We start from the raw sequence: 14,000 nt of genomic DNA, 5'->3' as shown, positions 1-14,000 counted from the left end.
TTTACAGCCCCTTCTTGAGCTTGGGGGCGGGGCGGAACCCCACGGTGCGCGCGGCCGGAATCGTCATCGGGCTGAGCGTGCGCGGGTTGTAGCCGGCGCGCGGACGGCGGCGACGCACCGAGAAAGTGCCGAAGCCGGGGACCCAGAAGCGCTTATCCTTGCGGATTGCGCGCGCGATGCTCTCGAAGGTGAGTTCGATCGCGCGCGCCGCGGTCTTCTTCTCAAGGTGGGTCGCACGGGCGACGGTCTCGATCAGTTCGGCCTTGGTCATGAGTTGGTGCCCTCCAGGATGCCACCCTATTAGAGCCCTTATACCGCGGGCGCGCGTTGCGACAAGAGCGGAAACAACGGCGCCGGTTCCGCGGCGAAAGGGATCGGCCGTTCAGGAAGACTTTGACGGCGGTTGAACCGCGCCGGCGCCCAATTCGCGCCAGACCAGGCCCCATCGCACACCCTGATCGCTAACGGTGACGCTCTCGACGCCAGCTTCGCACATCACGCGCTCGAGAATCGCGGTGCCGGCCAAGATCACGTCCGCGCGCGCGGGGTCGAGGCCCTTGAGCTTGCGGCGCTCCGCAAGCGGCATCGAGCCGAACAAGCGCAGGACGCGCTCGACCTCGCTGCGCGCGAGAACGTGGCCATGCACGCGATCCGGATCGTAGGTCTCCATCCCGAGCGCAACCGCGCAAACCGTCGTGACGGTGCCGGCGATTCCGACCAGCAGGTCGGTATCGAGCTTCCATCCCAATTGCGCGAGCTCGGCGTCGATCGCCAGGCGGAGATCTGCGGCCTCACGCGGCGTAGGAGGATCGTGGCTGATGATTCGCTCGGTGAGGCGCACCGAGCCGATCTGCAGGCTTGTCATCTTAAGCTTCGCGGAACCGGCGCTGATGAACTCGACAGGGCCGCCGCCGGCGCCGATGAATTCGGTCGAACCGCCGCCGATATCGATGATGAGCACGCATTGCGAGGGATCGAGGCGCAGCCCCTTGAGGACCGCAAGGTAGGAAAGCCAAGCTTCGGTCTCGCCCGAGACGATTTCCAGATCGATTCCGGTGCGCTCGCGCACGCGGCGGATAAAGTCCGGGCCGTCCGCGGCATCGCGCAGCGTCGCGGTGCCGGCGGCCACGATCTTCTCGGCGCCCGCGGCCCGCGCCTGTTCGGCGAATTCCGCGATCGCATCGAGCGAGCGCTCGGCAGCCTGCGGGTCGAGGCGATGGTTGCGGTCGACGCCCTGGCCAAGCCGCGTGACGCGAGCGAGATCGATCACGCGGCGCGGGCCGCCGCCGGCCGCCGCCTCGGCCACCAGCATCAGGACCGTATTGGTGCCAACGTCGAGCGCGCCGATCTTCATGGAGCCTCCCAAAGGAGCGGCGCGGCGGCGGACTCGAGGCCCGCGGACGCGGTGGCAAAGCCGTCGATCGCGGCAAGCGCGCGCGCCGCCAGGTCCATCTTCTTCTGCTTGCCGCGAGCGCGCGTTCCGAGCTCGGGCATCAGGCCGTAGTTGGCGTTCATCGGCTGAAAGTCGCGGCGGCCGGGGTCGGTGACGTAGGCGACGAGCGAGCCGAGCGCGGTGGTCGGCGGCGGCACCGCGAACGGGCGGCCGTTGATCAGATTTGCCACATTGAGCGCCGCGAGCAGACCCGCGGCGGCCGACTCGACGTAGCCTTCGACGCCGATCATCTGGCCGGCCAGGAAGAGATCGTCGCGTCCGATCAGTTGCAGCGTCGGCCGCAGCAGGCGCGGCGAATCGATAAAGGTATTGCGATGGAGCGAGCCGAGGCGCACGAACTCGGCGCGCGCGAGCCCGGGGATCATCCTCAGCACGCGGCGCTGCTCGGGGTAGGTCATCTTGGTCTGAAAGCCGACCATGTTGTACAGGCGCGCCGCGCGGTCGTCCTGGCGCAACTGCACGACCGCGTACGGACGGCGGGCCCGGCGCGGATCGTCGAGCCCCACCGGGCGCATCGGGCCGAACGCGAGCGTCCGCGGCCCGCGCCGCGCCATCTCCTCGATCGGCATGCAGCCTTCGAAGTAGACCGGGCGCTCGAAAGGATGCGCGGCGACCTTTTCCGCCGCGAGCAGCGCGGCCACGAAGGCGTCGTACTCGATCTCATCGAGCGGGCAGTTGATATAGTCGTCGCCGCCGCGGCCCCATCGCGAGGCGCGGAAAGCGATTTCCATGTCGATCGATTCCGCGCTCACCACGGGCGCGATCGCGTCGTAGAAATAGAGATGGCGCGCGCCGACGAGGCGGTTGAGGTCGGCTTCCAGAGCCGGGCTGGTGAGCGGGCCGCTCGCGAGGATAGTCGGCCCGGCGGGAATCGCGGTGACCTCTTCGCGCACGACCTCGACCAGCGGATGGCCGGTCAGCGCATCGGTCAGTGCGCGCGCGAATTCGTCGCGATCCACCGCCAGCGCCGAACCCGCAGGGACGCGAGCGCGATCGGCGGCCGCGATTACCTGCGAACCCAGCCGGCGCATCTCCTCCTTGAGTACGCCGACCGCGGTGTCCATCGAGTTGCTGCGCAGCGAATTCGAGCACACCAGCTCGCCGAAAAGCGCGGTCCGATGCGCTTCGGTCATGCGGACGGGGCGCATCTCGAACAGGCGCACGCCGAGGCCGCGGCGGGCGAGCTGCCACGCGGCTTCGCTGCCCGCCAGTCCCGCGCCAATTACGTTTACGATCCTAGTGGTCACCGAGAGTAGTTATCGCGAGCGGTTACGGGTTGCTGTTCGCGAAAAGGCTAGCCTGCCCGCACGCGCCGCGGCAAGCTCGGAGAAAATCGTAACGAGGAAATAATGCGGCGGAACTCCGCGCTTACCCGCTCGGCGAATGTTTCTGAAGCCGCCTACGCGCTTGCTGGCGCCGGTTCAGGAGCGCTGCCGTCGGGAGCCGCGGCCGCCGGCGCCGGCGCGCGGTAGTCGCACTCCTTGTTGGGACATTGCCAGCGCGCGCCCTCGCGCTTGGTCACCTTCTCGACGACGTAGGCCGAACCGCACTGCGGACACGCTTGCGCCACGACCTTGTCCCAGCTCGCGAACTTGCACTTGGGGTAGCGCGAGCATCCGAAGAACAGCTTGCCGCGCCGGCTCCGCCGTTCCAGCACCTCGCCCTCTTTGCAATCCGGGCAGCTTACGCCCGTGCTGACAGGATCCGATTTGAGCCGCCGGATCCCATCGCAATCCGGATAGCCCGAGCATCCGAGAAACTCGCCGAAGCGCGAGCGCCGCCGCACCATCGGCTTGCCGCACTTCTCGCAGACCTCGTCGGTCGGTTCGGTCGACAGCGCCTGGCGTTCCTGCGGCACGATGTTGCCCTGGTCGTCGCGGGTGAACTCCTTGGTGTTGGTGCACTTGGGGTAGTTGGAGCAGGCGAGGAACTCGCCGTTGCGCCCCCACTTGATCACCATCTCGCCGCCGTCGAGCTCGCACTTGAGACCGGTCGGCAAGCCCTTGCGCTTGACGGTCGGCATCTTCTTCTTGGCTTCGCCGAGCGACTTCTTGAACGGCCCATAGAAACGTCTGAGCGTCTTGACCCAGTTTTCCTTGCCGCTTTCGACCTCGTCGAGTTCCTCTTCCAGTTGCGCGGTAAAGCCGACCTCCAGGATATCCGGGAAGGCCTTGATCAGAAGCTCGGCGACGACGCGGCCGAGCGACGTCGGACGCAGCCGCTTACTCTGGTCTTCCTCGACGTATTCGCGGTTCAGGATCGAGGTCATGATGGCCGCGTAGGTCGAAGGACGGCCGATACCTTTGTCCTCGAGTTCCTTGATGAGCGTCGCCTGAGAAAAGCGCGGCGGCGGCTGGGTGAAATGCTGTTCGGGCTCGAAGCCCAGGAGCTTGAGCGTCTCGCCCTCGTTCATCGCGGGGAGCGTCGCGGCCTCGTCGTCCTCCCCCTTTTCGTCCTGGCCCTCGGTGTACACGCGCATGAAGCCGTCGAACTTGACCACCTGGCCGGTCGCGCGGAAGACCGCGGCGCCGGAGTCGATATCGACGGTGGTGCGATCGTAGATCGCGGGATTCATCTGGCTCGATACGAAACGGTTGAAGATGAGGGTGTAGAGCGCAAGCTCGTCCTTGCCGAGATAGCGCGCCATCGATTCCGGATCGCGCTCGACCGCGGTCGGGCGAATCGCCTCGTGCGCGTCCTGGGCGGACTTGGAAGAGCGGTACATCACCGGCCGATCCGGGATATAGTTCGCACCGTAGCGATTGACGATGTATTCGCGCACGGAGTTGAGCGCCTGGTCGGAGACCCGCGCCGAGTCGGTGCGCATATAAGTGATAAGACCCACGGCGCCCTGATCGCCGAGCTCGACGCCCTCGTAAAGCCGCTGCGCGATTTTCATCGTGCGCGAGGGCGAGAAATAGAGCTTACGCGAGGCCTCCTGCTGCAGACGCGAGGTGATGAACGGCGGCGTCGGCGTGCGCCGCACCTCCTTGCGCTCGATCTTGCGCACCACGAACGGCTGCCGTTCGCAGGCAGCTATGATCTCGCGCGCCTCGGCCTCGGGCAGCTTGTAGGCTTTGTTGTCGATTCGCTGGTCGCGATAGCTGTAGATGCGGGCCTTGAAGGGAGGCGGATTCGAGGCTTCAAGGCGCGCGTCGAGTGTCCAGTATTCCTCGGCGCGGAACGCCTCGCGCTCCTTCTCGCGCTCGACGATTATCCGGAGCGCCACCGATTGCACCCGGCCGGCGCTGATTCCGCGCTTCACTTTGTCCCAAAGCAGCGGACTTATCTGGTAGCCGACCAGCCGGTCGAGCACGCGGCGCGCCTGCTGGGCGTCGAAGAGATCGTGATTGAGCTCCTCCGGATTCGCCACCGCCTCGCGCACCGCGCCCTGGGTTATTTCATGCAGGAGCACGCGGCGAACCGCGCCCTTGACCTTGCCGATCTGCTCGGCGATATGCCAGGCAATCGCCTCGCCCTCGCGGTCAGGGTCGGTCGCCAGATATATCTGATCGGCCTTCTTCGCCTGGGCCTGGATTTCCTTGAGCACCTTCGCCTTGCCCGCAATAACGTGGTACTCGGGTTTGAAATCGTCGTCGATCGCGACGCCTAGCGTACTCTTGGGCAAATCCATCACATGGCCGACCGACGGGATGACCTGAAAGTCGGAGCCCAGATAGCGTTTGACGGTTTTCGCCTTGGCCGGCGATTCAACTATTACAAGGTTTTTTGCCACCCTGCCTCTTCAGCCTCCGGAAATCAGCCCCAGGGCCGCCCGGCAGCTAAACGGCCGGGCCTAGGGTAGTGAGAAGAGCTTGCCGGGATGCTGCACCACCAATCCCCTCAACTCAAGCTCCAACAATAAGTTAAGCACAGTTTGCTGTGGAAGTTGGCACGATTCAATGACCGCGTCAACATGGATTGATTGAACATCCAATAAGCAATTCAAAATTGCTTGGACCTCATTGGTCCTCTCTTTGAACATCTCGTCCGACGGATTTGCCGAAGCCGCAGCACTCAATCGTGTCGAGGCTGAGATGAGCGTGTCGGCGTCGAGGGCGGGCCGATCCCTGGCGGCCTCCGGCTTCGCCTCGGCCCTCGGCGGAGATGCCGCCGCCTGTGCACCACGTTTTCCGGCCATCTGGGGAGCGAAGTCTTCGATTACGTCCTCGACGCACTCGACCAGCACGGCGCCTTCGCGAAGCAGCCGGTTACTCCCGCGGGTCTCGCCGCTCAGCGGGCTGCCAGGGACAGCGAAGACCTGGCGATCCTGTTCTAGCGCCATCCGCGCCGTGATCAGCGATCCGCTTTTCTCCGCCGCCTCGACGATAACGACGCCGAGCGAGAGGCCCGACAGGATGCGGTTGTGCCCGGGGAAGTTCTCCGGCAATGGAGCCGTGCCCAGCGGAAGTTCGCTCAGGATGGCGCCGCGTCCCTCGACGATCGAGTCTGCGAGCCCGCGATGCTCCGGTGGGTAGGCGACATCGATCCCGCATCCAAGCACCGCAATCGTGCGCCCGCGAGCGTCGAGCGCTCCGCGATGGGCCGCGCCGTCGATCCCCGCGGGCAAGTCCGCTCACCACGACGAAGCCGTGCGCGGCCAGCTCGAAGCCGAGTCGCTCGGCCATCCTGAGCCCGGCTTCGCTCGCGGCGCGCGCGCCGACCACCGCCACGCAGGAGGCCTCGCCGGGTTCGAGCACCCCGCGCGCGATTAGATATGGGGGCGGGTCGGCGATTTGCTTCAGATTCGGCGGGCACTCGGCGTCGGCCCATCGCACCATCCGAGCGCCGAGCCGCGGCAGTTCGCAGAGTTCCTTCTCCAGCGGCACAAAATCATCAAAACTCGCAAATGCGCGAGCGACATTGCGTCCCACTCCGGCCGCTACGATCTCCTCTTCGGCGGCTTTGAAAATCCGGTCGGCGGAGCCGAATCGTTCGAGCAGCAGCCTGCACGTTCGCGGCCCCCGCGCCGTGCACGCGTCTAAGCGCAAGCCAATAAGTGTCAGACGTCGCTGACATAACGCCCTCGCGCCGCGGCATCTCTTGAGATCGGCGAATCACGCGGCCGCGATCGCCCGTACTTCTAACGCAGGCTGCGGGTTTGGTCACCGGGGGACGGTGGATGACCGCGCGGTTACCAGCTTGACCCCGCCCGCTCAATGAAATACTTAAGAACGAACCGCTTTGTTTGCCGCCCATCGTGCTGTCCGTTTTGTTAGAAGATCTTTGCTGTCGAAAGATCTTAAGCTTTGTCGCATTCGCAGCGGAAGCGCTGGCGGGGAAACAAAGGGCGCGGGCGGAGGAGCAAATAGATAATGGATGCTAGTCAGGCAACGGAAGCCGGCCGGATGTCGGCGACCGACAAGCAGATTCTCATCTTCAGCGTTTATCGGGACGCCGAACTGCGCGGTGCACGCCTGTTATTCAACCTGATCGGCCATATGAAGGACGGTGACTCGCAGCTCAAGATGGCCAAGCATCTGGCTGACGAGACCCGCCATGCATGGCTCTGGACCCGGCGTATCGCGGATATGGGCGGGACGCCCTTGATGCTCGCCGACGGCTACCAGCGCCGTCTCGGCCTTCGGCTCGGCGTGCCTAAAACCGTGGTCGAGTTGCTCGCCCTGACCGTGGTCGTCGAGGAGCGCGCGCAGAGCCGCTACATGGCACATGCGGCGTTGCCCAATGTCGACGACGAGACCCACGAAGTGCTCAAGGCCGTCACCGAGGACGAAACCTGGCATCTGTCTTGGATCGAGAAGAAGATGCGCGAGATCGCCCGCGAAGAGGGTTCCGAGGCCAAGGCCGAGGAAACGCTCGAGCGCTACCGCGCGATCGAGCGCGAGGTTTACGCCACGCTCGCCGCCGACGAAGTCGAACTGATGCGCAGCTGACCGCGCGCATCGGTTCGCGATCACCTGGCCGCTTTCCGCCGAATCGTTTAGTTAAACTCCGCCGCGCGCGCTCAGCGCGGCGTTGAGCTCCGTTCTCATCGCTTCGGCCGCCGCCGCGGCCGCGGCCGCCGGCGCGGAGCCCGGCCGCTTGAGATACGCGTACATCAGGCTCCGGCTCGCGTTGACCATCACGCCGCTCCCGTCGGCGCGTGCCGCTCGTACGGCGTCGGCGGCGCTCGCTCCCTGCGCGCCGTAGCCGGGCACCAGGATGGTCGCATGGGGCATCAGCTCGCGCGCGCGGGCGGCATGATCGGGATAGGTCGCACCGACCACCGCGCCCACCGGGCTCAGGCCGCTTGGACCGACGAAGTCGCTGCCCCATCCTTCGACCCGCCGCGCCACCCATTCCCAAACCGGGGCGCCGTCAGCGGCGCGATCCTGAAATTCGCCCGAAGACGGATTGGAAGTCTTGACCAGCACGAACAGGCCGCGGCCCTCGCGAACACGGGTTACAAATGGCGCGATCGAGTCACTTCCCAGGTAAGGATTCACGGTGACGGCGTCGCATCCGAAGTCGCCCTCACCGAGAAAGGCCTCGGCATAGGCGGCCGAAGTCGAGCCGATATCGCCGCGCTTTGCGTCGGCGACCGTAAGCAATCCCAAGCGGCGCGCGAGCCCGATAACTTCGACCAGCGCGCGCATCCCGTCCATCCCGCGCGCCTCGAAAAAGGCGAGCTGCGGCTTGATCGCGCAGATCGAGGGGGCGCAGGCCTCGACGATCGCGCAGCAGAAACGCGAAAGCGTATAGCCGTCCGGCAGACCCGGGGCTGCGGGCACGCTCAGCTGAGGATCGACGCCAAGCATCGCAACGCTGCGCTTGCGGCGCTGCGCTTGGAGCAGGCGTTCGGAGAAATATTCCATCGCCATCGCGGCCCCATCATTTCACAAGCGATTTGTCGGTCACAACGCGTGCGCCCCGCGGCCCAAAATCGCTTGGCGAGCTGCGCGCTTTCGCGATAGCTTGCGGCATCGGCAGTGCCGCGCATGGAACTCGGAAAATTCGGAATCTTTTCCTATCTCGACACGCTAAGAGCGGCCGAAGTCGCGGCCTTCGCGCGCAAACTCGAGCATCTTGGCTACAGCGCATTGTGGTTTCCGGAAACGTTCGGGCGCGACCCGTTCGTGTGCGCAGCACACGTGCTCGGCAACACTGAACGGCTGATCGCGGGCGCGGCGGTGGCGGTGGTATGGAAGCGGGCACCGGCCGCGATGGCCGGGGCGGCACGCACGCTCGGCGAGATGTTCCCCGGGCGCTTTGTCCTCGGGATGGGAGTGAGCGGCGGCCCCTTCATGAAACGCCACGGGCTCAACTATCAAAAGCCCCTCAGTTACATGCGCGAGTATTTGACCCGGATGCGTGAGGCGCCGTATTACGGCCCCCGGCCCGCGGTTGAACCGCCGATAATCCTCGCGGCGCTGCGGCCGCGGATGCTCGAACTGGCGGTCGGCGAGACGGGCGGGACGATTACGGCGCTGATGCCGCCCGCAGCGGTCGCGACGATGCGCGAGACCATCGGTCCCGGGAAATGGATTTGCGCGCAGCAGGTGGTGATGCTCGAGACCGACGCGGCGCGGGCGCGCGCCGCCGCGCGCAAGTTCCTGCATTTCTACCTCGGCTCGCCGACCTACCATGCGCATCTCCGCGCGCTCGGCTTTACGGACGCCGACCTGGCCGGCGACGGCAGCGACCGCCTGATTGACGCGCTGGTGGCGTGGGGCGACGAGCAGCGGATGCGTGGATGCCTTAAGGCTCATCTCGACGCGGGCGCAAACCAAGTCGTGATCTCGGCGATCAGCTCCGCCGGCAGCCATCGCCCCGACGAGCGGGCGCTGGAGGCGCTGGCGCCGCGCTAGCTTCGCTTCGCCGGCCGATCCTGGCGCCGCGGCTTGCGCGCGGTCAGGCGGTCGCCGGGCAGCACGATGTCGCCGCTGCGCCAGAGGTACCACGAAGCGGCCGACCGGTACGGACGCCATCGTTCGGCCAGCGCACGCAACCGTTTGGCGTCGGGCATCTTGCGCATCCGGTAGATCCGGCGCGCTGCGTTGCGAACTCCCAGGTCGTCCACCGGCAGAACGTCGGGTCGCCCGAGATTGAACATCAGGAACATTTCCGCGGTCCATCGTCCGATTCCGTGCACGCGCGTCAGGTCGAGGATAATCTCCTCGTCGTCCATCGCGGAGAAGCGATGGAAGTTCAGCGTGCCATTATCGACGTGCGCGGCGAGGTCCTTGAGGTAGAGGCTCTTCTGACGCGAGAGCCCGGCGCGCCGCAGGTCTTCGGCCGGCGCGTCGAGCACCTGGCGCGGCGTGGGAAACCGGCGGCCAGGAAAGAGCGCGACGAACCGAGTATAGATCGTGTGGGCGGCGGCGCCGGCGAGCTGCTGAAAGATGATCGCGCGGCCGAGCGCCTGGAAGCGTTCGCGCCGAAGCTCTATCTCGAGGGGCCCGACCGCGTCGATCACCCGCGCCAGAACCGGGTCGGCGGCGCGCAGATGCGCCATCGCCTCCCGCGCGTATAAGACTCGTCTCTCCATCATGGCGTGCGGATTATAACCGATTCCGGGACTTGCAAGTTGCGTGGGCTCGAAGATAATGGCGGAAGTCCCGTAGAACAGGTCTTGCTATCCCGAGGCCGCATCGATCGCCGGCGAGGTTCAACCGCTATGAAAACAGTGATGGCCAACCGGCGCTGGATCAAACAGCATCCCGACCTCGGCACAGGCCCGGTTCCCACCGACACCTGCACGTCGCCGGAACTGTTCGAGCTCGAGCGCGAGCGTATCTTTCGCAGGTCATGGCTGAACATGGGACGGGAGGACGACCTTCCGGAGCCGGGCAGCTACGTGGTGCGCGACCTTGCGGTCGCGAATACCTCGGTGCTGCTGGTGCGCGGCAAGGACCGGAAAATCCGCGCCTTCCACAACGTCTGCACGCATCGCGGCAACCGACTCGTCGACAAGGAAAAAGGGCTCTGTAAGGGCCGCTTTGTCTGCCGCTTTCATAGCTGGGCCTTCGACACCTCCGGGCAACTCACCTGGGTCTCCGACGAGGCCAACTTCTATGACATCGACAAAGGCGCGCTCGGTCTCAAACCAATCGCAGCGGATGTGTGGGAGGGCTTCATCTTTATCAACCTGAGCCCCGACCCATCGGAGACGCTCGCCGAGTACCTGGCGGGGATGGTGCAGCAGATCCGCGGATATCCCTTCAAAGAGGCACGGCTGCTCTGCCGTTACCGGGTCGAGGAGAAGGCGAACTGGAAAGTCATCCTCGACGCGCAGAACGAGGTTTATCATCTCCCGTTCCTGCATATCACTTATCCCGACTTCTGTCCGATGAATGAGCAGAAATTCAGCCGGATCCAGAATTTCACCCGCTTCGGGCGCCATACCGTTTACTCGGTCGAATTGAATACCGATCACCAGATGAAGCCGGTCGAGGCGATAGCCGTAGGCGCGAGTCCGCGCGGCGGACAAGTTCATCCTTCGATGATCGGATGGTTCGATTTCTACACGGTGTTTCCGAACTTCTGCATGCTGTTTCTGGCCGGAACCTACGTCACTTACAACATCTGGCCTGTCGCGGTCGATCGCAGCGTATGGGAAGTCAACATGTATCAGCCGGCGACCGACAAGCCGAGCGAGCGATTCGCGCAGGAGTACAACCGCTGCCTGCTGCGCGACCTCCTGCAGGAAGACGCGAGCAATCACGAAGCGATCCAGGCAAGCCTCAATTCGGGAGCGCTTACTCACTTCCAGTTTCAGGACGAGGAAATCCAGATCAGGCATTTCCACAAAGAAGTGGGCCGCCACCTCTTCGGTGAGGAAAATGGAGCGGCCGCCGCTCCAAACGGTCGCGCAACCGCCGATCTCAGGTTGAAATGAGCACTCAACTGCCAACCGGCTTTTCGGATCTCGAGAAATTCGCCGGATGGGCGCTGCCGACCAGCACCGAACGCAACCGGATGCGCCGCGCAACCCCGATGGCCGATATCAATGCGTTCTACAACGCGATGCTGCCGCGGCTAAAGGAGGTACTCGGCTACCTCGACCAGTTTTCGCTGCAGGAGATGCCGCAGGATGCGCGAGCGCTCCTCTATCTCTCGCTTGCGCTCGCGGAAATCACGATCGCGGTCGAACTGTTCCATGAACCGAAGGTCACCGGAGGATGCGATCCGGAGCGGTTCGTGGTGGTGCGCGAGATCGATCCCTAGCGCGCGATCAGGCCACAGCGAGCGTGGCGCGCGGCAAGGACCGCCATGAACCTCACTGACAAGGTGGCCATCGTGACCGGCGCGGGCTCCGGAATCGGCCGCGCCGTCGCGCTGAGACTCGGCGCCGCGGGCGCAAAGGTGATCGCGGCGGATTACAACGAGGAGGCCGCGGCCAAAACCTGCGCCGAGCTGAAAAATGCGAACGTCCAGGCGATCTCGCGGCGGACCGACGTTTCCCAAACCGGCGAGGTGCAGCAGCTCGTCGCCTTTGCCGTCCGCACCTTCGGCAGGCTCGATTGCGCGGTCAACAATGCGGGAATCCAGGGCGAGCTCGCTTCGACCGCCGAGTGCAGCGAGGAAAACTGGGATCGTATCGTCGACACCAACCTCAAGGGCGTTTTTCTCTGCATGAAGTACGAGTTGCGCGAGATGCTCCGGCACAGTAGCGGCGCGATCGTTAACATCGCGTCGAACTTCGGTCTCGTCGGGTCGCCGCAGATGCCTGCGTACTCGGCCAGCAAGCACGGAGTCGTGGGTCTTACCAAAACCGCGGCGATCGAAGTTGCGGCGCGCGGAATCCGCGTCAATGCGGTCTGCCCCGGACCGACGATGACGCCGCTGGCCGAGGCGGTGATCAAAGACACGCCGGGAATCATCGACGCGATCAACAGCCGACTGCCGATCGGCCGGATGGCGAGCCCCGAAGAGATCGCGCAGGCGGTCGCATGGCTATGCTCGGACGAGGCGGTCTTCGTGGTCGGCGGAATCTTTCCGGTAGACGGCGGCTACGTCGCGCAGTAGGAATTTCTCCGCGACAGCGGAACAACCGCGGTTAATGCGCACGGCCGGCGTGCGGCGATAGCCAGACCTGCTCGAGCCGCGTGGGGCGCATCGGGTTGAGCACATATCCGTTCACCCACGGCTGGCGAATCATGTAGGCGACCGGATTGTAGAGAAAAACCCAGGGCGCGTCGGCCACCACGATTTGCTCGGCCCGGTTGTAAAGCGCGTAGCGCCGCGCGCGGTCGTTGAGCGGCGCGGCCTCAGCCAGCAGTTTGTCAACCTCGGGATTGTAGTAAAAAGTGTCGTTGTTGCCGCCCCATTGCTGGCGCGAGAACAACACCTCGAGAAAGTTCTGCGGGTCGGAAAAATCGGCCTCCCATCCGAGATCGACCAGCGCAACGGTGTCGGGCTGACGAATCGCCTCGAGCAGCGGCGCCCACGCGACCGGCTTGAGCTCGACGTGAACGCCGACCAGTGCCAGGTCCTGCTGTATCGATTGGCCGATCATCATTTCGGTGCGGTCGGCGCGCATCCAGAGCGTCGGCGAAAAGCCCTTGCTCACGCCCGCCTGCTCGAGCAGCAGGCGCGCCCTTGCGGGATCGTAAGGATAGCCCTTGAGGTCCGGATCGAAGCCCGGGAGCCCCGGAGGCAGCACGCCGTTGGCGACGACGCCGCGTCCGTTGAGCAGCGCGATTATCTTGTGCTTGTCCACCGCGTAGTTGAACGCGCGCCGCACGCGAACGTCGTCGAACGGCTTCATCCGGCAATTCATCCCGAGGTACTCGGTCGCGATATCCACGATATGGATCGTCAGCGCGCGCAGCCCCGGCGTCTTCATCACGTAGAGAAACTCCGCCGACGGAATTCTCGAGACGTCGATCGCTCCGGCCTCGAACTTGAGCCACTGCAAGTCATCGCTTACGCCGATTTCCTCGACCACCGCGTCGAGCCGCGGAAGACCCTTGACGAAGTAGCCGGGATTTTTGACCACCACGATGCGCTGGCCGCCGATCCATCGCGCGAGCTTGAACGGCCCACTGCCCAACGCGTGGCTGGAGAAATCCTCGCCCCAGCGCTCGACCTCCTCGCGCGGCACCGCCGCTGCAAACGGCATCGCGAGCTTCTGCACGAAGATGGGATCGGGACCGTCGAGATGAAACACGATCGTCCACGGGTCGGGCGTCTCGATACCGCTGACCTCGTGCGCGCGCCCTGCCTGAAATTCCGCGGCCCCGGTTATTTCGCGAAAATACTCCATCCCCTTCGAGCGCGTCGCCGGATTGAGCACGCGCTCGATTTCGTACTTGAAATCGGCCGCGGTGACCGCGCGCCCGTTGGTGAAGCGCGCGTCGCGCCGCAGATGAAACGTGAAGAGCCGCGCGTCCGGCGACGAGCTCCAGGCGGTCGCGATATCGGGCACAAGGTCCACGCCGGCGTCGCTGTAGCGTACCAGCGTGTCGAAGATCATCTGCTCGAAGCTCCACGAGGCGGTGTCGTAACCGGCGGCCGGGTCGAGCGTGGGGACGTCGTCCTGGACCGCGAGATGGAGCACCTGGGCGCCGGGCGGAAAGACCGGCGGGGCGGGCGCGCCCGCCCC

Annotated in this window: 14 protein-coding genes; 6 read left to right on the top strand and 8 right to left on the bottom strand. The window is 65.0% G+C overall.

Going from position 1 to position 14,000, the window contains the following annotated elements; genetic code table 11:
- Position 1: 1 nt before the first annotated feature.
- From VMI09_07930 to VMI09_07910, 5 genes are all read right to left on the bottom strand, one after another.
- On the bottom strand, positions 2-271 hold the full coding sequence (locus VMI09_07930) for an HU family DNA-binding protein (GenBank protein ID HTQ24611.1): 270 nt from the start codon (positions 269-271) through the stop codon (positions 2-4).
- 111 nt (positions 272-382) lie between these two features.
- Positions 383-1,354, bottom strand: coding sequence for a Ppx/GppA phosphatase family protein (locus tag VMI09_07925; protein ID HTQ24610.1), 972 nt, complete (start codon positions 1,352-1,354; stop codon positions 383-385).
- Positions 1,351-2,700, bottom strand: coding sequence for a methylenetetrahydrofolate--tRNA-(uracil(54)-C(5))-methyltransferase (FADH(2)-oxidizing) TrmFO (gene trmFO / locus VMI09_07920; GenBank protein ID HTQ24609.1), 1,350 nt, complete (start codon positions 2,698-2,700; stop codon positions 1,351-1,353). The genes VMI09_07925 and trmFO overlap by 4 nt, the downstream gene beginning before the upstream one ends.
- Before the next feature lie 152 nt (positions 2,701-2,852).
- Positions 2,853-5,189: a type I DNA topoisomerase gene (gene topA, locus VMI09_07915; GenBank protein HTQ24608.1), complete on the bottom strand. Its 2,337-nt coding sequence runs from the start codon at positions 5,187-5,189 to the stop codon at positions 2,853-2,855.
- 60 nt (positions 5,190-5,249) lie between these two features.
- A complete protein-coding gene (locus tag VMI09_07910; GenBank protein ID HTQ24607.1) occupies positions 5,250-5,957 on the bottom strand; it encodes a DNA-processing protein DprA in 708 nt (235 codons plus the stop codon).
- Positions 5,958-5,964: 7 nt separating this feature from the next.
- Here VMI09_07910 and VMI09_07905 point away from each other — a divergent pair, with 7 nt between their 5' ends.
- A complete protein-coding gene (locus tag VMI09_07905) occupies positions 5,965-6,168 on the top strand; it encodes a hypothetical protein (GenBank protein HTQ24606.1) in 204 nt (67 codons plus the stop codon).
- Between the two features lie 600 nt (positions 6,169-6,768).
- A complete protein-coding gene (locus VMI09_07900; protein HTQ24605.1) occupies positions 6,769-7,347 on the top strand; it encodes a hypothetical protein in 579 nt (192 codons plus the stop codon).
- 51 nt (positions 7,348-7,398) lie between these two features.
- On the opposite strand, the gene pyrF is transcribed toward VMI09_07900, so the two are convergent.
- Positions 7,399-8,274, bottom strand: a complete 876-nt coding sequence (gene pyrF, locus VMI09_07895) for an orotidine-5'-phosphate decarboxylase (protein ID HTQ24604.1) — start codon at positions 8,272-8,274, stop codon at positions 7,399-7,401.
- A gap of 117 nt (positions 8,275-8,391) precedes the next feature.
- Between pyrF and VMI09_07890 the strand changes: the two genes are divergently transcribed.
- Positions 8,392-9,261, top strand: a complete 870-nt coding sequence (locus VMI09_07890; protein ID HTQ24603.1) for a TIGR03620 family F420-dependent LLM class oxidoreductase — start codon at positions 8,392-8,394, stop codon at positions 9,259-9,261.
- Here VMI09_07890 and VMI09_07885 read toward each other — a convergent pair.
- Complete coding sequence (locus VMI09_07885; GenBank protein ID HTQ24602.1) at positions 9,258-9,908, bottom strand: DNA-3-methyladenine glycosylase; 651 nt, start codon at positions 9,906-9,908, stop codon at positions 9,258-9,260. The two genes, VMI09_07890 and VMI09_07885, sit on opposite strands and share 4 nt — an antisense overlap.
- A 162-nt stretch (positions 9,909-10,070) precedes the next feature.
- Between VMI09_07885 and VMI09_07880 the strand changes: the two genes are divergently transcribed.
- From VMI09_07880 to VMI09_07870, 3 genes are read left to right on the top strand one after another with little or no spacing between them, the layout of a single operon-like run.
- Positions 10,071-11,291 (top strand): aromatic ring-hydroxylating dioxygenase subunit alpha, encoded by a 1,221-nt coding sequence (locus VMI09_07880; protein ID HTQ24601.1) that lies wholly within the window; start codon positions 10,071-10,073, stop codon positions 11,289-11,291.
- Positions 11,288-11,620 carry a hypothetical protein gene (locus VMI09_07875; GenBank protein HTQ24600.1) on the top strand — a complete coding sequence of 111 codons (333 nt, stop codon included), beginning with the start codon at positions 11,288-11,290 and terminating at the stop codon, positions 11,618-11,620. Before VMI09_07880 ends, VMI09_07875 begins: the two co-directional genes overlap by 4 nt.
- Positions 11,621-11,665: 45 nt before the next feature.
- Positions 11,666-12,421 (top strand): glucose 1-dehydrogenase, encoded by a 756-nt coding sequence (locus tag VMI09_07870; GenBank protein ID HTQ24599.1) that lies wholly within the window; start codon positions 11,666-11,668, stop codon positions 12,419-12,421.
- 31 nt (positions 12,422-12,452) lie between these two features.
- On the opposite strand, the gene VMI09_07865 is transcribed toward VMI09_07870, so the two are convergent.
- Positions 12,453-14,000, bottom strand: a 1,548-nt coding sequence (locus tag VMI09_07865) for an ABC transporter substrate-binding protein (protein ID HTQ24598.1), incomplete at its 5' end; no start/stop codon positions are given.

The sequence above is a fragment of the Candidatus Binataceae bacterium genome (assembly GCA_035500095.1).
In the GTDB taxonomy this organism is placed as follows: domain Bacteria; phylum Desulfobacterota; class Binatia; order Binatales; family Binataceae; genus JAKAVN01.
Note: the sequence above shows the minus strand (reverse complement) of the source record. Positions and strands in the feature narration are given on the sequence as shown.